This is a genomic window from Streptomyces sp. NPDC051909 (assembly GCF_040681095.1).
Taxonomy (GTDB): domain Bacteria; phylum Actinomycetota; class Actinomycetes; order Streptomycetales; family Streptomycetaceae; genus Streptomyces.
Map to the genome: position 1 here is coordinate 125,154 of NZ_JBFAYA010000008.1, position 17,078 is coordinate 142,231.

Consider the following 17,078-nt stretch of genomic DNA (forward strand, 5'->3'; position numbering starts at 1 on the left):
ACCCCCCTCGTACCGTCGAAACCGATGGGTCCGGCAGCGGCCGGACCCCGGGAGCGAGGGAGTGGACATGGGTGAGATCAGTGTGGACCGGCGGCAGCTCGACCGTCTGCTCGCGGACAGCAGCAGCCGGTACGCGGTGCCGTACCAGGAGGCGTTCGCCGGGCTCGCCGTGTCGTACCGGGGACGGCCGGTCGAGGTGATCGTGCCGTTGCTGAAGGAGGCGGCGGAGCGCGCGCTCCTTGGATTCACCGGCGCCGATCTGCTGGACCAGGCGCGGGCGATCAGCAGCGGCGCGCCGTACGAGCTGCGGATCCGGGTGACCGGGAGATAGCGGGGCCGAGCGGAGGCGCCGAGAGGGGGTCAGCGTGCGGTGCGCAGCCGCTCGTGGTCGATGCCCAGTTCACGGACGAGCGCGTCGTCCACCCACTCCAGCATCGTGGCCCGGGAGAGCGAACCGCTGTACGAGGTCATCTGCACGGCGAGCCCGTCGAGCAGGGCGGTGAGCCGCCAGGCCGTGTCCTCGGGGCGCTCGCACCGGAACTCGCCGGCGGCGACGCCCTCCGCGACGACCTCGGCGATCGCGGCCTTCCACTGGCGGTCGAGATCATGGGTGACCTCGCGGAGCACGGGCTCGCGCAGTGCCGCCGCCCAGCCCTCGATCCACAGCCGCCAGCCCTTGGCCTGCCCGGTCGGCGCGTACCAGCGGACCGCCGAGCGCAGGCGCCGGGTGGCGCTGCTGCGGGGCTTGTCGAGCAGTTCGCGCAGCCGAGCGAGGTCGCCGCGGGCGGCGTGCGCGAAGGCCTCGGCGACGAGGAGTTCCTTCGTGGAGAAGTGGTAGAGCACCAGGGAGCTGCTGACGTTGAGCTCCTTGGCGACGTCCGCGATGCGTACGTTGCCGACGCCGCGGGCCCCGATCTGCTCGACGGCGACGCGCAGGATCTCCGCGCGCCGTTCCTCCACGCTCAACCGAACTCTGGCCACGGCGTCACCCTACACATCGCCCGGCAGCCCCCGGGGCGGCAAGCGGAGAGCGGCTCACACGTACCAGCCGAAGCGCTCGGAGATCTCCGGCAGCCGGTCGGCGACCAGCCGGTGCGCCGCCGCGCGCGCCGTGGTGCCGTCCCGCTCGGCCCGGGTCAGCACCTGCTCGACCAGCGCCCGCATGGAGCGCCGGATGTGGGCGAAGGCCTCGTCCGCGTCGGCGCCGATGTCCCCGAACAGCGTCCACCACCACCAGGCGTTGGTGGCCGAGTTGACCACCACGTCCGGCAGCACGGCGATCCCGCGCGCGGCGAGCAGTTCCTCCGCCTCCGCGAGCACCGGCATGTTGGCCGCCTCGACGACCCAACGAGCCGTGATCCGCGCCTGGTTGTCCGCGTCGATCGCGTACGAGACGGCCGCCGGCACCAGCACGTCGGCGTCCGCCGACAGCCAGGCGTCGCCGGCCAGCTCGACGTCACCGGGCCGCAGCGCCGAGCGGTCCACCGTGCCGAAGGAGTCCCGGGCGGCGAGCAGCGCCTCGACGTCCAGGCCCTCCGGGCGGGCGATCGTCCCCTTCACGTCGGCCACGGCCACCACCCGCAGCCCGGCCCCGGCCAGGAAGCGCGCGGTCGCGCCGCCCATCGTGCCGAAGCCCTGCACCGCCACCCGTGTCCCCGTGTGCGGCACGCCCGCCCGGTCCAGTGCGGTCAGCACCGACTCGGCGACCCCGCAGCCGCCCGCGAGCTCGTCCAGACCGATCCCGTCGACCTCCACCGCGAACGCGTCGGCGAGCCGCCGCCGCGCCTCCGCCTCGTCGTCGAGCAGCGGATACACCGCCTGCACCGACGACACCAGACCGGCCTCCGCGACCGCCCGGTCGACCAGGTCCTGACTGAGGCCCAGGTCCTCGCCGGTGGTCCAGAACCGCTCGACGTACGGGCGCATGGCGCGCAGATAGCGGACCAGGACGCCGTACGCCCCGGGGTCGCGCGGGTCGCAGTCGATGCCGCCCTTGGCGCCGCCCAGCGGCACGTACCGCGCGCGCGGGTCGTAGTGCAGGGCCTCCTTCATCGTCATGCCCCGGGCGAGTCCGGCGACCTCGTCGAGGGTGCAGCCGGCGCGCATCCGCAGCCCGCCGCTGGCCACACCGCGCACCAGCCGGTCGATCACCAGATGACCTTGACGACCCGTCACATGATCGGTCCAGGTGACCGACACCAGCGGCGGGTTCGGCACGGCGGCGGCTACGGCTGCGGGGGACGGGGGCGTCATCGGGGGGACTCCTCGGGAACGGTGACGACGGTGGGACCGGGGGCGACCAGCGCCTCGGCGAGGGCGGCGGACAGTTCCTCGGGGGTACGGGCGACGGCGCCGCGCCCGCCGTACGCGCGGGCGAGCGCGGACAGGTCCACGGACGGCAGGTCGACGCCCACGGGCGCGTCCCCGCGCGCCGCCATCTCCTCGCGGATCTCGCCGTACCCGCCGTTGTCGAAGACCACGACCGGCAGCGGCAGACCGGTCTGCGCGGCCGTGGCGAGCTCCTGCACCGAGAACTGCAGGCCGCCGTCCCCGCTCAGGGCCACGACCTGCCGCTCCGGGCACGCCGTCTTCGCGCCGACGGCGGCGGGCAGCGCGTAGCCGAGGGTGCCGAAGCCGGTCGGATGCAGATACCGGCCCTCGGGACCGACGGGCAGATGGGGCAGCGCCCCGTAGTAGCAGCACTGGGCGCTGTCGGAGGTGATCACCGCGTCCTCGGCGAGCCCCCGCCGGATCGCCCGCAGATACGGCACCCAGCGCGCGTCGCGCTCCCGGGACTCGTCGTCGCGGGCGGTCCGCAGCGCGGTCACGTCCGCCGCCACGTCGGCTCCGTCGTCCCGCCCGGCGCCGGGCGCGTCGGTCCCGCTCCCGCTCGCGGTCCCGGACAGGGCGTCGAGCAGCGCGCCGAGCGCCGTCGGGGCGTCGCCGACCAGCGGGACGTCCGCGGGGAGCCCCGCGTACATCTGCGCCGGGTCGACGTCGACCCGGACCAGCCGGCCGGTGAGGGCCGGCAGCGGTCCCCAGACGTCGGACTCCGCCAGCTCGGTGCCGACGGCGAGCACCGCGTCGCGGTCCGCCAGCCAGGCCCGCACGGCCGGACTGTGCAGGGCGACCCCCAGCGACAGCGGGTGCCGCTCGTCCACGACCCCCTTGCCGTTGGCGGTGGTGACCACCGGCGCGCCGAGCAGCGCCGCCAGTGCCCGGCACTCGGCCGCCGCCGTCCGCGCGCCTCCGCCGAGCACCAGCGCCGGCCGCCGGGCCGCGCCCAGGACCCGCGCCGCCGCGCGTACCGCGTCCGGGTCCGGCGCCGGGGGAGCGGCGGGCGGCGCGAGGCGCGGCGGTCCCGCCGGTTCGACGGCCTCCAGGAGGTCGAGCGGCACCTCGATGTGCACCGGCCGCGGCCGGCCCGTACGGAACAGGGTGAAGGCCCGGGCCACCGCCGCGCCGATCTCGGCCACCGACGACACCCGGTGGCTGGCCGCCGCCACCCCGCGCAGCGCCTCCGTCTGGCTCCGCGTCTCGTGCAGCAGACCGGTGGACTGACGCGGGTGACGCAGCGGCATGCCCGGCGACACCACGAGCAGCGGCACACTGTCGGAGTACGCCTGGCCGACCGCCGCCGCGATGTTCAGGAGCGCCGGACCGGTCGTGGTGATCGCGATCCCCGGCCGCCCCGACACCCGCGCGTACGCGTCGGCCGCGTACCCCGCACCCTGTTCATGACGTGGCGTCACATGCCGTATCCCGTACGGTCGCAGGTGCCGGTAGATCTCCAGGTTGTGCGTCCCGGGGATGCCGAACGCGTCCGTCACGCCGTGCGCGGCGAGCGCCCGGACGACCGCCTCGCCGCCGGTGAGCGCGGTGGCGGGCGCGGGGAGGGGGAGGGGCCGGTCCCTGTAGGCGGTCGTCATCACAGCCCCCGGGAGAGGGCGGGGCGGATGAGGTCGGACATGGTGTCTCCGGGCAGGACGGGGCACAGATACTGACTGAATCTTCAGTCAGTATCGGCAGCCGTGGGTGGCGCTGTCAACGCATCCCGCTGGGCGTGCGCGGAGGGCGCACGGAGGGCGCGTGGCACGGGGCGCGGTGCGGGGCGCGAACGACGGTGCCGCCGATCCCTTAGGGTCGGAAAATGGCCAAGTACTTCGATGTGCACCCGCAGTCCCCGCAGCCGCGCACCATCGGCACCGTGGTCGAGAGCCTCCGGGCCGGAGCCCTCATCGCCTACCCCACGGACTCGTGCTTCGCGCTGGGCTGCCAGATCGACAACCACGAGGGCGTCGAGCGGATCAAGACGATCCGCAGGCTCGACGACCGGCACCACTTCACCCTGGTCTGCGAGAACTTCGCCCAGCTCGGGCAGTTCGTCCAGATCGACAACAACGTCTTCCGCGCGGTGAAGGCGGCGACCCCCGGCAACTACACCTTCATCCTCCCGGCCACCCGAGAGGTCCCGCGCCGCCTGCTGCACCCCAAGAAGAAGACCGTCGGCGTCCGCATCCCCGACCACCCCGTGGCCCGCGCGCTGCTCGCCGAGCTCGGCGAGCCGCTCCTGTCGAGCACCCTGCTGCTGCCCGACGAGGCCGAGCCGATGACCCAGGGCTGGGAGATCAAGGACCGGCTCGACCACCTGCTCGACGCCGTCGTGGACTCCGGCGACTGCGGCACGGAGCCGACCACGGTCGTCGACTTCTCCGGCGGCGAGGCCGAGATCGTACGGTACGGGGCGGGCGACCCCTCCCGCTTCGAGTGACCCGCCGGCGGCGCTCCCGCGCCGCCCGGACACACCCGACCTGCTGCGTTGTCAGTGGGCCGGGTTAATGTGCCTCACAGGACCAGTGGCAGCGACAAGACGACATCACGACGAGACGACAAGCCGACACAAGGCGCCACGGCAGGCGCCGGCGAAACGGAAGAACGGAGGCCGACCATGGGCAGACCTCGTGCCGGCCGGCCGCCGGGCACCCGGATCAACCACGACGGGCTGACCCAGCGCCAGCAGCAGATCCTCGACATCATCCGCACCCACACCCGGCGGCACGGCTTCCCGCCGTCCATGCGGGAGATCGCGGCGAGTGCCGGACTGCTCAGCACCTCCAGCGTCTCGCACCAGATCCGGGCCCTGGAGAAGAAGGGCTTCCTGCGCCAGGACCCGCAGCGGCCGCGCGCCTATGTGATCGCCGACCGGCCCGGGGACGAGCCCGCCGAGGTCGCGCGCGAGCGGCGCCTGGAGCAGGAGGGCGAGCGGCAGGCCGTGACCGTGCCGCTGGTCGGCCGGATCGCCGCCGGTGTCCCCATCACCGCCGAGGAGATGGTCGAGGACACCCTCGTCCTGCCCGTCCAGGTGGTCGGCGCGGGCCGGCTGTTCGCCGTGACCGTCGTCGGCGACTCCATGCGCGACGCCCACATCGAGGACGGCGACGTGGTGGTCGTGCGCGCGCAGGACACCGCCGACGACGGCGACATCGTCGCCGCCATGCTGGACGGCGAGGCCACCGTGAAGCGCCTCTCCCACGAGGGCCCGCACGTCTGGCTGAAGCCGGCCAATCCGGACTACGACCCGATCCCCGGCGACGAGGCGGTCGTCCTCGGCAAGGTGGTGTCCGTCCTGCGCCGCCTCTGAGCGGTCCGGCGGCGGCCGACGCCTGTCCGCCCCTCGGCCGTGTGCCGCCCGGCGCGGGACTCGGCTCAGCTCAGCGCGGCGGCGTTCGGTACGACGACGCCGTACAGGTCGTCGATGGTGGCCAGCGCGCCCAGGTGCAGCTGCTCGGCGGAGACGGTGCCGCCCGTGGTGGCCAGGGTGCGGGTGGCGCACGCGTCGGCGACGACCGTCGGGCGGTTGCCCCGCAGGAAGGCGCCGGCGGTCGTGAAGGCCACGCACATATGGGTCATGAATCCGGCCACGACGACGTCCTTGTTGCCGGCCTCGTCGAGGCGCTCGGCCAGGTCGGTGCCCACGAAGGCGTCGGGGGCGGTCTTCACCACGACCGGTTCGCCGCCGACCGGCGCCACCCGCGGATGGATCTGCCCGATCTCGGCACGGATGTCGTACGGGGTGCCTTCGCCGCCGTCGTTGATGACGTGGACGACCTTCGCACCGGCGGCGCGCGCCTCGGCGAGCAGCCCGGCGGCGGCGTCGAGCGCGGCCTCCCAGTCCACCAGCTCCATCACGCCACGGGTGTAGGTGTTCTGGTAGTCGATCAGGACCAGGGTCGAGCCGGCGAGTGAGGCCGGGGCCCGGTCGAAGCCGCTGAGCTCGCGCAGGGTGGTCGAAGGCGTGCTGGTGGACATGGTGTGGCCCCTTCTCAGGGTCGAGGGTCGGAGACAGCCGGAACGCGGCCGCGTCGCACGCGGCTCGGTGACGGTGTCTCCACGCTACGAACCCCGCCCGGATGGCGGCAATGTCATGTGAGTTGCAGATCCGGACATCGCCGCCGGGCGGTGGGCGAGGTCGGCCGGTGCTGCTCCGCAGCTGTGGAGCATCTGAGGTCGGGAGTGGGACGAACCGGTACGCTTCCGCGCGTACGAGCGGCAAGCGGAGGGAACGATTCGGCTCATGGGGCGTCAGAAGCAGAGGTACATATCGGGATTGACGGCCGCCGCGGCGCTGCTGCTCGTCACCGTCACGGGCTGCTCCGGCCAGGCCGGCTCCGGTCCGGACGGGAAGGCGCCGACCGCCCGGCCCGGCACCAAGCCGACCGCCAGGGCCACGCGCGGCGGCACCGATCAGGACCCGGGCGACGCGCCCGGCGGCGCCGGCGCCGGCACCCTGCCCGGGCTGCCCGGCACGGCCGAGGCCCGCACCCGGCTCGCCGCGCTCAAGGTCGCGCCGCAGGGCTCGATGACCGGATACAGCAGGGACAGGTTCCCGCACTGGGCCGAGCAGGGCGACAACTGCAACACCCGCGAGACCGTGCTCGAACGCGACGGCACCGGCGTCCGCCGCGACTCCGAGTGCCGCGCCGTCTCCGGCACCTGGCTCAGCGTCTACGACGGCAAGACCGTCACCAAGGCCTCCGGCCTCGACATCGACCACATGGTGCCGCTCGCCAACGCCTGGCGTTCCGGCGCGAACACCTGGACCCAGGACAAGCGCAAGGCCTTCGCCAACGACCTCACCCACCCCCAACTCCTCGCGGTGTCCGCCGTGACCAACCGCTCCAAGGGCGACCAGGGCCCCGACGAGTGGCAGCCGCCGTCCCGTGCCTACTGGTGCGTCTACGCCCGCGCGTGGACCTCGGTGAAGTCGACCTACGGCCTGACGGTCACCCGCGCCGAGAAGACCGAGCTCGTCGCCATGCTGGACACCTGCGGCTCCTGACCCCCTGCACCCCGCCCGCGCCCCCACCCCCACCCTCACCCCCACCATTCGCGGCGGGTGGGGGCCGCCGGATTATGGGGGCGGAGCTCCCATGTGCGGGGGCGGCGGATGGAGTTGACTGGCGCATGCCGAACGGCCGGCCGGTACGGACACCATCCACTGCGTGCGCCCCAGGCGCACCGCAACCCGAGGAGACGATCCGCATGAGCAGCGTCCTCAAGCTCCAGAACCTCGAGGCCACGGCCGCCACCAACGCCGCCGCCGTCGTCAGCCTGACCAGCTCCAGCAGCACCTGCTGCTCCGTGAAGCCCACGGACGCCTGACGCATCGGCCGGTGATCCGCGCGGGGGTGCACGGGGCACCCCCGCGCGGATCCCGCGCCTTTCCCGGCACCGCAGGCAACCCCGAGGCTGAGCTGAGGCTGAGATGCGCAACGAACGATGGGTCAACCGGTTCCTCTTCGCCTGGAACGACACGCTGTTCTTCGATCCGCTCGACGTCGACTACATCCCGCGCGAGGACCACTTCCTCGCCGGCCTCGACCAGCGGACCCGGGACCGCTTCGTCCGCAGCGGCATCTGGTGGAGCCACCGCCACGATCCCGAACTGCCCGCCCAGGGCTGGAAGATCCACGTCTCGGCGAACCACCGCAACGTCCGCGAGGTCGCCGCCACCGTGATCGGCTATCTCACCGCCCACGGCCACGACTTCAAGATCGCGCTCGACCTCAACATCTTCGAGATGCTCAACTCCAAGGGCATGTCCCGGGGCAGCGGCGGCAAGCTCGTCACCGTCTACCCGCGCGACGAGGAGCGATTCCGCCGCTGCCTCGCCGACCTCGCCCGCCTCCTCGAAGGCGCCGAGGGCCCGTACATCCTGTCCGACCTGCGCTACCGGGAGAGCAAGGCGCTCTACTTCCGATACGGGCAGTTCCTCGACACCCACACCGTCGACGTGCTCGGCCGCCGTGTCCCGCACATCACCGGACCCGACGGCGCTCCCGTACCCGACGACCGGCGGCCCGGCCAGGCCCACCCCGGGTGGGTACCGTGGCCGTTCGACGACTGGAAGCCGGAGGACCACGAGGACGACGAGTCCGCGGACGGGCTGCTCGGCGGGCGCTTCCGGGTGACCGGCGCCATCCAGTTCTCCAACAGCGGCGGCGTCTACACCGCCGAGGACACCGCCGACGGCGACCGCAAGGTGGTCCTCAAGGAGGCCCGCCCGTACACCAACCCCAACCCGCGCCGGGACCACGACGCCGTCGACATCCTCGCCCGGGAGTGGACCTTCCTCAACCGCCTCGACGGCACCGGCTTCTTCCCCGCGCCGCTCGCGAAGTTCACCCACTGGGAACACCACTTCGTCGCCGAGTCGTTCGCCGAGGGCTCCGACATCCGCTCGGTGCTCCTGGAGCGCAATCCGCTCGCCCGCCCCGGCTTCGACGTCGAACAGTCCAAGGACTTCCTGCGGATCTTCCTCACCGTCTTCCGCAGCCTCGCGCGCGCCGTGCGGGCCGCCCACGGGCGGCATGTCGTGCTCGGCGACCTCACCGCAGCCAACCTCCTCATCGACCCCGACACCCACGAGGTGACGATCGTCGACCTGGAGGCCTGCCGGCTCGCCGACGACGCACCGGACGCCGACGCGCACGCCCCGGACGAGGGCACGGACGCCGCGAAACACGGACTCGCCCAGCCCGTCGAGCTCTTCACGCCCGGCTTCAGCCTGTCCCGGCACATCTACCAGACCTTCGGCTACGAGGGCGACCTCTTCGCCCTCGCCACGACCATGGCCTACTTCGTCTTCCCGATCGCCGCCATGTCGTACCTCCGCGCCGACGTCCTCGACAGCTACCGGCTGCACCTCGCCGACCTCGGCTGGCCGCCCTCCCTGCACACCCTCATCACCGACCTGGCCGCCGCCCGGATCGGGCTGCCCGAGGTGCTCGACGCCCTCGCCGACCCCGAGGCCCTGATCGACCAGGTCCGCGAGCCCGCGCCCCGAACCGTCGACCCGGCGCCGCTCGCCGAGGCCGCGGACGGCGTCGCCGCCTTCATCACCGCCGCCGCCGACACCGCACGCGCCACGCTCTTCCCCGCCGACCCCTTCACCCATGTCACCAACCCGCTGAGCCTCGGCTTCGGCGCCGGCGGGGTGCTGTGGGCGCTGCACGCCTCCGGGCACGAGGTGCGGCCCGAGTGGCGCGCCTGGCTGCGCGAGCAAGTGGCCGGAATCGATCCCCAGGCCTACCCCGACGGACTGATGAGCGGCCTCGCCGGCATCGCCTGGGCCGCCGACACCCTCGGCCTGCGCACCGAGGCCCGCGACCTCCTCGACCAGGCCGTCCGGCGCACGGGCGACGCCGGCCACGAGGCCGCCGACCACACCTTCTACTACGGCCTCGCCGGGCTCGGCATGACCAGCCTCCGCTTCCACCTGTACGGCCCCGAGCGCGACCCGGCCCACCTCGCCGCCGCCCGCGCCTGCGCCGAGGCCCTGCACGCCACCGCCCACCACGACGGCCCCCACGCCTACTGGCTGAACGCCTTCTCGCCGGGGAAACCGCTCACCGGACTCGGCTTCGGCCAGGCCGGCCCCGCCCTCTTCCTGCTGCGCATGCACCAGGTCACCGGCGAGGAGCGGCACCGGCGGCTCGGCCGGGCCGCCCTCGACTGGGAGATGGCACACGCCCGCCCGCTCGACGACGACGGCGGCCCGCTCATGTTCGAGCACGAGGGGACCATGGAGCCGTATCTGGAGGTGGGCTCCGCCGGGGTGCTGCGCGTGCTGCTGCGGTACGGCGACCTCGACGCCGCCCGGACCGTGCTCCGCGGACTCGACGTCGGCCACTCCGTCCTGCCCGGCCTCTCCTTCGGGATGAGCGGCATCGCCGACGCCCTGCTCGACGCCGCCGAGTTCACCGGCGACGCCCGCTTCCGCGAGACCGCGCTGCGCCAACTCGACCATGTGCGCCAGGTGTTCCTCTTCGAACCCGAGCCGCGCTTCCGGATCCCGCGCGACCCCGCCGGACCCGCCCCGCTCGGCGTCCCCGGCGAAGGACTCCTTCGCTGCGCCACCGACTACCTCACCGGATCGGCCGGCGTCCTGCGCGTCCTGCACCGCCTCCGGCACGGCGGCCCCGCCGACTTCCTCCTCGACGAGGTGGACCGGTGAACCAGCTCTGGCACACCCTGCGCGGCCACCGCGGCCCCTTCACCGCCATCCTCGCCGCCGAGGCGCTCACCGGCGGCACCGAGGCCCTGCTGCACCCCCTGCTCCTCAAGGCCCTCTTCGACCAGGCCATCCTCACCGCCGACTTCCGGCGCTTCCTGCTCCTCGGCGGCTGCTATCTGCTCCTCGGCCTCACCCTCAACCTCGCCGGGTACGGCACCGTGCTGTGGCGCAAACGCTTCGAGAACGCCTTCGTGCTCGCCCTGGAGACCGAACTCCTGGGCCGCACCCTGACGTTGGAGGGCCGGAAGATCGCCGAGCCCGGCAGCGCCTCGTACGTCAGCCGCATCCACAACGACGTGCGCGAGGGCGTCCTGCCGGCCGTCGACGTCGCCCTCCGCATCGCCCGCCAGGCCGTCGCCTCCGCCGTCTTCCTCGGCGTGCTGCTCTACCTCTCCTGGCAGGCCAGCCTCATCCTCCTGGTGATCGTGCCCCCGCTGGTCCTCGCCAGCAACCGGCTCGCCAAGCGCATCGCGGAGAACACCGACGCCGAACGCGAGGCCGAGGCGCACTACGTGCACGTCCTCACTCGCACCCTCGCCGCCTTCCACGCCCTGCGCGGGCTGCCCGCCCTGCTGCCCGGCACCCGCGCCGCCAACCGCGAGGCGCTCGGCGGCTTCCTCGGCATCACCTACACCAACCACCGCCTGACGCAGCGTCAACGCACGCTCAGCGACCTGGTGATGAACCTCTCCGACACCGCGTCCATGGTCATCGGCGCCTTCTTCGTCTTCTCCGGACGGATGACCTTCGGCAGCTTCCTCGCCTTCGTCAACTCCCTCTGGCGGGCCGTCACCGGCATCTTCGATCTCGTCAACATGATCCCGCAGACCCGCCGCAGCACCGCCGTCCTGCTCCGCATCGAGGCCCTCCGCGCGGCCCCCGCGGGCCCCACGCCCGAGGAGAGCCCGCTGATCCGGGTGCGCGACGCGCGCATCCGGTACGGGGAGGGGGACGAGCGCCCGGACGGGCTGACCCTGCCCGAGCTCGTCCAGCGGCCCGGCGAGCACCTGCTGCTCCGCGGCCCCAACGGCTGCGGCAAGACCACCCTGCTCCACGTCGTCGCCGGCACCCTCGCCCCCGACGCCGGCCACGTCACCCGGCCGGCCCGGGTCGCCGCGCTCACCGCCCCCGTCGACCTGCCCCCGCTGCCCGTACGCGAGCTCGTCACCGACCCCGGCCTGCGCACCGCCCTCGACCTCGACGCGCTCGCCGACCGGCTCCCCGCCGACCTGTCCTCCGGACAACGCCAGCGCGCCGGCATCGGCGCCCTGCTCTCCGAGGACGCCGACGCCTATCTCGCCGACGAACCCTTCGCCAACCTCGACGAACACAGCCGCGCCCGCGCCCTCCAGCTCCTCCACGACCGCACCGCGGGCCGCGCCCTCCTTGTCGTCCACCACGGCGACGAGTCCCTGGACGAGACCTTCGACCGGGTCGTACGGGCCGGGGCGCCGGCGAAGGCCGGCACCCCCACGGCCTGACCCGCACGACACGGCCTACGGAGCCGAACCCGTCACCAGGTCCCGGGCGGCCGACGCGAAGGCCGCCCGGTTCGGGTGGCCCGTCTTCTGCAGGAGGCTCGACACATGCTTCTCCACCGTGCGGGGCGAGATGTGCAGCCGGCCCGCGATGTCACGGTTGCCGAAGCGCTCCGCGAGCAGCCGCGCCACCTCGAACTCCCGGACCGTGATGCCGCACCGGCGCAGCGGCGCGGGCACCCGGTCGGTGCCGGAGCGGCGCTGACGCACCGGGGCGCCCATGGTGCGGAGCAGTCCGCGGCAGGCGCCCGCCACGGCCGGCAGGGCGGCGGCGTGGAAGAACTCCTCCGCCTCGCGCGCCCAGTCGGCCGGCGCGCCCCAGCCGTCCTCGTACGCGGCCGCCGCCACGAGCCGCATGCCGAGCCGCCCCGCCAGCGGATAGGGAGCCGCCGCGGCGAGCGCGGCCCCGGCCGCCGCCGTCGCCTCGGCCGTCCGGCCCTCGCGGCCGAGCAGCACCGCGTCGGCGAGCCCCGCGAACGGACGGTTCCAGCGGGCCGCCGCGGCACCCGCCGCGAGCGCGCGGTCGTGGTGCGGGCGCCCGGCCCGCCCCGCGAGCACCCCGCACAGCAGGGCCACCCCGTGCCGGCCGAAGTCACCCGTCGCCGGATTCTCCGCGTCGTACGCGAGGGCCTGCGCGAACTCCCGCTCGGCCGCCTCGTGGTCCTCCTGAAGGAGCGAGCAGAAACCCCGCGCGAGCCCGAACTCCATCGCCCGCAACCCCGGCGCCGCGCCCACCACCGGCGCGAGCCGTCCCAGCGCCTCCCGCAGCTCGTCCCGCCGCCCCGAGTGCGCGACCCGGACCGCCTCCGCCAGCCGCCACAAGGCCACCGCCCGGCCCATGCCCCGCCGTGCCGCCTCCTCCTCCCCGGCCCGGATCAGCTCCCCGGCCGCCCCGAACGTCCCTCGCCGCACCCCGTCGAGCGCCAGCGCGAACCCCGTCTCGTGCGCCTGCGGCGCGAGCCCCGCCCGCTCGGCCGCCCGCCGGGTCTCCTCCACGGCCGCCGAGAGCCCGTCCCGCCGCATCGCGAGGCGCGCCAGACATCCGTCGGCGGCGATCCGCAGCGCCCCGTCCCCGGGCGTGGGCGAGGCCAGCGCCCGTGCCCTGGCGAATCGTTCCGCCGCGCCCTGTCCGTCCTGGTCCTGGGTGAGCCGCCCGAGCGCGAGCAGCGCCCACCCGGTGAGCCCGGGCAGCCCCGCGGCATGCGCGGCATCGACCGCCCGGCGGGCGGCCCCGGTGGCGGTACGCAGCCGCTCGGGTGCGAGCCTGCTCGGCTCGATCAGGGCGGCGGCGAGCTCGACCCGGGCGGTGGCGGCGTGGTCGTCGCACGTCTCGCCCAGCGTCCAGCGCGCCAGATCGAGGCGCCGAAGCGCCTCCTCGGGCCGCCCGGCCAGGGCGTGCACCTGAGCGATCCGCGCGTACAGACCGGCCCGCCGGGCCGCCGGGAGCCCATGCCCGTCGGCCGGCGGCTCCAGGGCATCCCCGGGAAGGGCGTCGAGACGGCCGGTCAGGAGAACCGCCTCCAGGAGCCCTTCCCACACCTCCGCCCGCAGATCCGGCGCCACCGCCGGGGACAGCAGGCCCCGCGCGGTGGTGAGCAGAGCCAGGGCCCGCTCCGGGGCACCCTCGGCACCGGCCCGGTGCGCCGCCTCCACATACCGCCGCAGCGCCTGCGCCGGTTCGCCCGCGCTCGCGTGCAGCGCCGCCGCCCGGGCACACCACGGGCCGGGCAGCCCCGGGTGGAGCTCGGCCACCGCGTGTGCGGCACGGCGGGCGGCCCGGACGCGGTCGGCCGGGGGCAGGTCCGCACCCAGGGCCCGGGCGGCCAGGGGATGCCGGAAGGCATAGGCGGCGGGGTCGTCCGGGTCGGACGTGAGCAGGTACGCGTCGGCCGCCGCCCGCAGCAGCGCGCCCGCCCTGCCCTCCTCGACGCCGGCCGCGTGCGCCGCCTCGGCCACCCCGCACCGCTCCCCGAACAGCGCGGCCACACCGAGGAGTCGCACCGCGTCAGGACCCAGCCGTTCGGCCCGCCGCCGCACATCCGCCGCGACCGCCTCCGGGACCCCCGCCGGGCCGCCCCCACTCCCGTACGCGCGTACCGACTCCCGTACGAGAAACGGCAGTCCGGCCGACTCGTCGAGCACCCGGCGCAGCAGCTCCGGCGGCAGGGCGGCCCTCCCGTACTCGGCCGCCGCCAGGCGCCGCACGTCCTGCGGGCCGAGCGGTGCCAGGTCGAGACGGTGCCGGGCGCGGGCCGCGAGGGCGCTCGCCGGGCCGGGGCCCGGGCAGACCGTGGCCAGGAGCACCACCGGCAGCGACGGGAGATGGTCGAGGAGGTAGTCGACGACGGCGAGGGTCCCCGGATCGGCCTCGTGCAGATCGTCGAGGACGAGCAGGAACCCCCGCCGTCCGGCGGCCGAGGCGACGGTGCGGAGGACCGCCTCGGCCGCCGCCAGGGGAGGCACGCCGCCCCTTCCCCCGAGGAGCCTGGCCAGGATCCGCCGGTGGCCGCCCGTGCCCCCCGGCGCGGGCAGCCCCTCGGTCCTGGCCAGCGCGAGCAGCGCCTCGGCCAGCGGCCGGTAGGGGACGGCCGGGCCCACGGTCCCCGTCCTGCCGTGGGCCGCGCCCATCCCCGTCGCCCGCGCCGCGGCGGCGGCCGCCAGAGCGAACCGGGTCTTCCCCACGCCCGGTTCGCCGCCGACGAACACCGCCGCACCCCGTCCCGAACGGGCGTCCCCGAGGGCCCCGGCGACGCGGCTCACATGGTCGCCCCGGCCCACGAGTCCGCCGGGTCCCGGATCGGTACAGGCGTACGGTTCCGTCATCTGCGCCTTCCCCTCCGGCCCCGCCCGGCGGCGCGTGCCGGGGACGACGATAGGAAGCGGCGGGGTGCCCCCTGCAGCCGTCCGTTTGGGGGGCTTGCGGGGAGGGGGCACCCGGCGTGGAGACTGTCCTGGCCGGAGCGGTCAGGCGTCGAGGCAGTCCTCGCGGACCCGCCGGGCCAGGTCGATCTTGGTGTAGGCGGGGCGGCCGGCCTGGCGGTATTTGGCCTTGACCCGGTCGAGGTAGTCCTTCGCGGTGTACACGGTGATCCCGGCGCGCCGGGCGGCGGACTTGAGGGTCATCCCCGACGCGTAGTCGAGCAGGATCTGCCGCTCGCGCGGCGAGAGGCTGGGCCGGGTGGGGCTGCTGTCGTGCGCGCAGGCGAAGGCGAGTTCGGGGGAGTGGGAGCCGTGACCGGCCACGATGTCCTTGACGGCGGCGACGAGGGTGGGCAGGTCGTTGTCCTTGGTCAGATAGCCGTCGGCGCCTGCCCGTACGGACTCGATGATCCGGGTGCGGTCCGGCACCGTGCTGATCATCAGGACCCGGGTGCCGGTGGCGACGAGCCGGCGGATGTTGTCGGTGGGCGTCGAGCCGTCGCGCAGCAGCAGGTCGAGCAGCACGATGTCGGCCGGCGGCCCGGCGTCCGGTCCCGGTGCGGCGTCCGGTCCCGGCCCGGCGTCCGGTCCCGGTGCGGCGGCCAGGAGTTCGCCGACGGTGGCCGCAGTGGCGACGACGCGGAGCCCGGGTACGCCGCCGAGCCAGGACCGCATGCCGTCGAGCAGCATCCGGTCGTCGTCGACCACCGCCACGCCGATCACGCCGGCCATCGCAGCTCCACCCGTACCCCCTCGCCCGGCGCGGTGTCGACGACGGCCCGGCCGCCGACCTCGGTCATCCGGGAGTGGATCGAGCCGCGCAGCCCGAAGCCCGGCACATGGCCGTCGGGGTCGAAGCCCGGGCCGCGGTCGACGACGGTGATCACGGCCCCGGGGCCGCCGGTGTCGCCGGTCGCGGTGAGCCAGGCGTGTCCGGTGCCGGCGTGCCGGCGCACGTTGTTCAGGGCCTCGCGGGCGGCGTCGGCGAAGGCGCCGGCGACGGCCGGCGGCACCTCGGGGAGCCGGTGGTACTGGGCGGTGACCCGCAGTTGCAGGCTCTCCACGGAGCTGACGGCCTCCTCCAGGGCGGCACCCAGGCCCGGGTGGTGGACCTCCTCGGCGGTCTGCTGGACGAGCCGCCGCAGATAGGCGGCCTCGCGGGCGCAGCGCTCGCGCACCTCGGGGGCGTTGGCGTCGACGCCCCCGGCCGCGAGGGTGGTGAGGGTGGCGAGCACGGTGTCGTGCAGGGCGCGGTGGTGGTCGAGCCGTTCGGCGTACCGGGCCTTCTGGGTCTCGGCTGCGAGCGCGCGGGCGTTGGCCTCGTCGAGCAGCCGGCCCTGGCGGCGCAGATACCACCACATCACCCAGGCCATCGCGGCCGAGGAGAGCAGCGAGTTGAGGTGCCCGCCGAGCACGGCGCGGCCGGCGCCGACCAGGTGGTAGCCGGCGAGATGGGTCGCGACGAGCAGCGCGAGGCAGACGAGGGCCTGGACGCGCGGGAGGGCGATGGCGGCGACGGCGCTCGCCGAGCCGCCGAGCAGCATCGCCCAGCCGATCGCCGGGGTCTCCCGGACCCCGCCCCACGCGTAGAGGACGAACGGCAGGGCGCAGCCGGTGACCAGGACGTCGGCGCGCACGTGCCGCGGGTCGAACCAGCCGCGGCGCAGCCCGCTGCCGTACGTGAGGGCGCTGAGCCCGAGCGCGGCGGCGATGCCCAGGTACGGGACGGGGTGGCCGTCCCGGCGCTGGGCGACGGCGAGCACACCGACGGTGAGATGGCTGGCGCGATAGAGCAGGGTGGTGAGCATCATGAAGGACCGGGCCCGCTGGAGCGCCGAGCCCACTCCCTCCGGCCGGCGCAGCGCGCGCTTCCACCCCGTCGATAAGGACCCCACCGGCAAGACCGTGCCTCCCGTACCACCGTGCCCGACTGTCCCCGTCGCCCCGCATTGTGCCCGAGCGGCCCTCCGCCGACAGGTCCGCTACCAGCCGTTTTGCGGACGGTGTGAAGGCGGTGTGCGCGAGCTGTGGCGGAGCCCCGTACT

The 17,078-nt window shown here is 74.7% G+C and carries 14 protein-coding genes; 7 read left to right on the forward strand and 7 right to left on the reverse strand.

Annotated features, from left to right (window positions below; translation table 11 throughout):
* The first annotated feature begins 67 nt into the window (after positions 1-67).
* Positions 68-331, forward strand: coding sequence for a hypothetical protein (locus tag AB0M18_RS15205; RefSeq protein WP_365757865.1), 264 nt, complete (start codon positions 68-70; stop codon positions 329-331).
* A gap of 29 nt (positions 332-360) precedes the next feature.
* Here the strand turns inward: AB0M18_RS15205 and AB0M18_RS15210 are convergent, their stop codons facing one another.
* From AB0M18_RS15210 to AB0M18_RS15220, 3 genes are read right to left on the reverse strand one after another with little or no spacing between them, the layout of a single operon-like run.
* The gene (locus tag AB0M18_RS15210; protein ID WP_365757867.1) at positions 361-981 is read right to left on the reverse strand and encodes a TetR/AcrR family transcriptional regulator; all 621 of its coding nucleotides are present in this window, start codon (positions 979-981) and stop codon (positions 361-363) included.
* 54 nt (positions 982-1,035) lie between these two features.
* The gene (locus tag AB0M18_RS15215; RefSeq protein ID WP_365757869.1) at positions 1,036-2,253 is read right to left on the reverse strand and encodes a Glu/Leu/Phe/Val dehydrogenase dimerization domain-containing protein; all 1,218 of its coding nucleotides are present in this window, start codon (positions 2,251-2,253) and stop codon (positions 1,036-1,038) included.
* Complete coding sequence (locus AB0M18_RS15220) at positions 2,250-3,929, reverse strand: 5-guanidino-2-oxopentanoate decarboxylase (RefSeq protein WP_365757871.1); 1,680 nt, start codon at positions 3,927-3,929, stop codon at positions 2,250-2,252. The genes AB0M18_RS15215 and AB0M18_RS15220 overlap by 4 nt, the downstream gene beginning before the upstream one ends.
* A 221-nt stretch (positions 3,930-4,150) precedes the next feature.
* Here AB0M18_RS15220 and AB0M18_RS15225 point away from each other — a divergent pair, with 221 nt between their 5' ends.
* Positions 4,151-4,771: an L-threonylcarbamoyladenylate synthase gene (locus AB0M18_RS15225; RefSeq protein ID WP_365757873.1), complete on the forward strand. Its 621-nt coding sequence runs from the start codon at positions 4,151-4,153 to the stop codon at positions 4,769-4,771.
* Between the two features lie 177 nt (positions 4,772-4,948).
* Entirely contained in the window at positions 4,949-5,641 is a 693-nt protein-coding gene (gene lexA / locus AB0M18_RS15230; RefSeq protein WP_365757876.1) for a transcriptional repressor LexA, read from the forward strand.
* Positions 5,642-5,706: 65 nt separating this feature from the next.
* Here the strand turns inward: lexA and AB0M18_RS15235 are convergent, their stop codons facing one another.
* Positions 5,707-6,309, reverse strand: a complete 603-nt coding sequence (locus AB0M18_RS15235) for a cysteine hydrolase family protein (protein WP_365757878.1) — start codon at positions 6,307-6,309, stop codon at positions 5,707-5,709.
* A gap of 265 nt (positions 6,310-6,574) precedes the next feature.
* On the opposite strand from AB0M18_RS15235, the gene AB0M18_RS15240 reads away from it, so the two are divergent.
* The 4 genes from AB0M18_RS15240 to AB0M18_RS15255 all read left to right on the forward strand — a co-directional run bounded on the left by AB0M18_RS15240 (position 6,575) and on the right by AB0M18_RS15255 (position 12,057).
* A complete protein-coding gene (locus AB0M18_RS15240; RefSeq protein WP_365757880.1) occupies positions 6,575-7,339 on the forward strand; it encodes an HNH endonuclease family protein in 765 nt (254 codons plus the stop codon).
* Positions 7,340-7,542: 203 nt separating this feature from the next.
* Complete coding sequence (locus AB0M18_RS15245) at positions 7,543-7,662, forward strand: class III lanthipeptide (RefSeq protein WP_365757882.1); 120 nt, start codon at positions 7,543-7,545, stop codon at positions 7,660-7,662.
* Between the two features lie 103 nt (positions 7,663-7,765).
* A complete protein-coding gene (lanKC, locus tag AB0M18_RS15250) occupies positions 7,766-10,516 on the forward strand; it encodes a class III lanthionine synthetase LanKC (protein WP_365757884.1) in 2,751 nt (916 codons plus the stop codon).
* Entirely contained in the window at positions 10,513-12,057 is a 1,545-nt protein-coding gene (locus AB0M18_RS15255; protein WP_365757886.1) for an ABC transporter ATP-binding protein, read from the forward strand. The genes lanKC and AB0M18_RS15255 overlap by 4 nt, the downstream gene beginning before the upstream one ends.
* A 15-nt stretch (positions 12,058-12,072) precedes the next feature.
* Here AB0M18_RS15255 and AB0M18_RS15260 read toward each other — a convergent pair whose 3' ends face one another.
* The 3 genes from AB0M18_RS15260 to AB0M18_RS15270 form a co-directional block, all read right to left on the reverse strand.
* Entirely contained in the window at positions 12,073-14,937 is a 2,865-nt protein-coding gene (locus AB0M18_RS15260) for a LuxR family transcriptional regulator (protein ID WP_365757888.1), read from the reverse strand.
* Positions 14,938-15,078: 141 nt separating this feature from the next.
* On the reverse strand, positions 15,079-15,765 hold the full coding sequence (locus AB0M18_RS15265; RefSeq protein WP_365757890.1) for a response regulator transcription factor: 687 nt from the start codon (positions 15,763-15,765) through the stop codon (positions 15,079-15,081).
* Positions 15,753-16,928: an ATP-binding protein gene (locus AB0M18_RS15270; RefSeq protein WP_365757892.1), complete on the reverse strand. Its 1,176-nt coding sequence runs from the start codon at positions 16,926-16,928 to the stop codon at positions 15,753-15,755. Before AB0M18_RS15270 ends, AB0M18_RS15265 begins: the two co-directional genes overlap by 13 nt.
* Positions 16,929-17,078 lie beyond the last annotated feature (150 nt).

What these genes read in the sequence shown, in the direction of transcription:
- AB0M18_RS15240 (WP_365757880.1), top strand. Translation starts at nt 6,575, where the DNA reads ATGGGGCGTCAGAAGCAGAGGTACATATCGGGATTGACGGCCGCCGCG.
- AB0M18_RS15215 (WP_365757869.1), bottom strand. Translation starts at nt 2,253, where the DNA reads ATGACGCCCCCGTCCCCCGCAGCCGTAGCCGCCGCCGTGCCGAACCCG.
- lexA (WP_365757876.1), top strand. Translation starts at nt 4,949, where the DNA reads ATGGGCAGACCTCGTGCCGGCCGGCCGCCGGGCACCCGGATCAACCAC.
- AB0M18_RS15225 (WP_365757873.1), top strand. Translation starts at nt 4,151, where the DNA reads ATGGCCAAGTACTTCGATGTGCACCCGCAGTCCCCGCAGCCGCGCACC.
- AB0M18_RS15245 (WP_365757882.1), top strand. Translation starts at nt 7,543, where the DNA reads ATGAGCAGCGTCCTCAAGCTCCAGAACCTCGAGGCCACGGCCGCCACC.
- AB0M18_RS15205 (WP_365757865.1), top strand. Translation starts at nt 68, where the DNA reads ATGGGTGAGATCAGTGTGGACCGGCGGCAGCTCGACCGTCTGCTCGCG.
- AB0M18_RS15265 (WP_365757890.1), bottom strand. Translation starts at nt 15,765, where the DNA reads ATGGCCGGCGTGATCGGCGTGGCGGTGGTCGACGACGACCGGATGCTG.
- lanKC (WP_365757884.1), top strand. Translation starts at nt 7,766, where the DNA reads ATGCGCAACGAACGATGGGTCAACCGGTTCCTCTTCGCCTGGAACGAC.
- AB0M18_RS15260 (WP_365757888.1), bottom strand. Translation starts at nt 14,937, where the DNA reads ATGACGGAACCGTACGCCTGTACCGATCCGGGACCCGGCGGACTCGTG.
- AB0M18_RS15235 (WP_365757878.1), bottom strand. Translation starts at nt 6,309, where the DNA reads ATGTCCACCAGCACGCCTTCGACCACCCTGCGCGAGCTCAGCGGCTTC.
- AB0M18_RS15220 (WP_365757871.1), bottom strand. Translation starts at nt 3,929, where the DNA reads ATGACGACCGCCTACAGGGACCGGCCCCTCCCCCTCCCCGCGCCCGCC.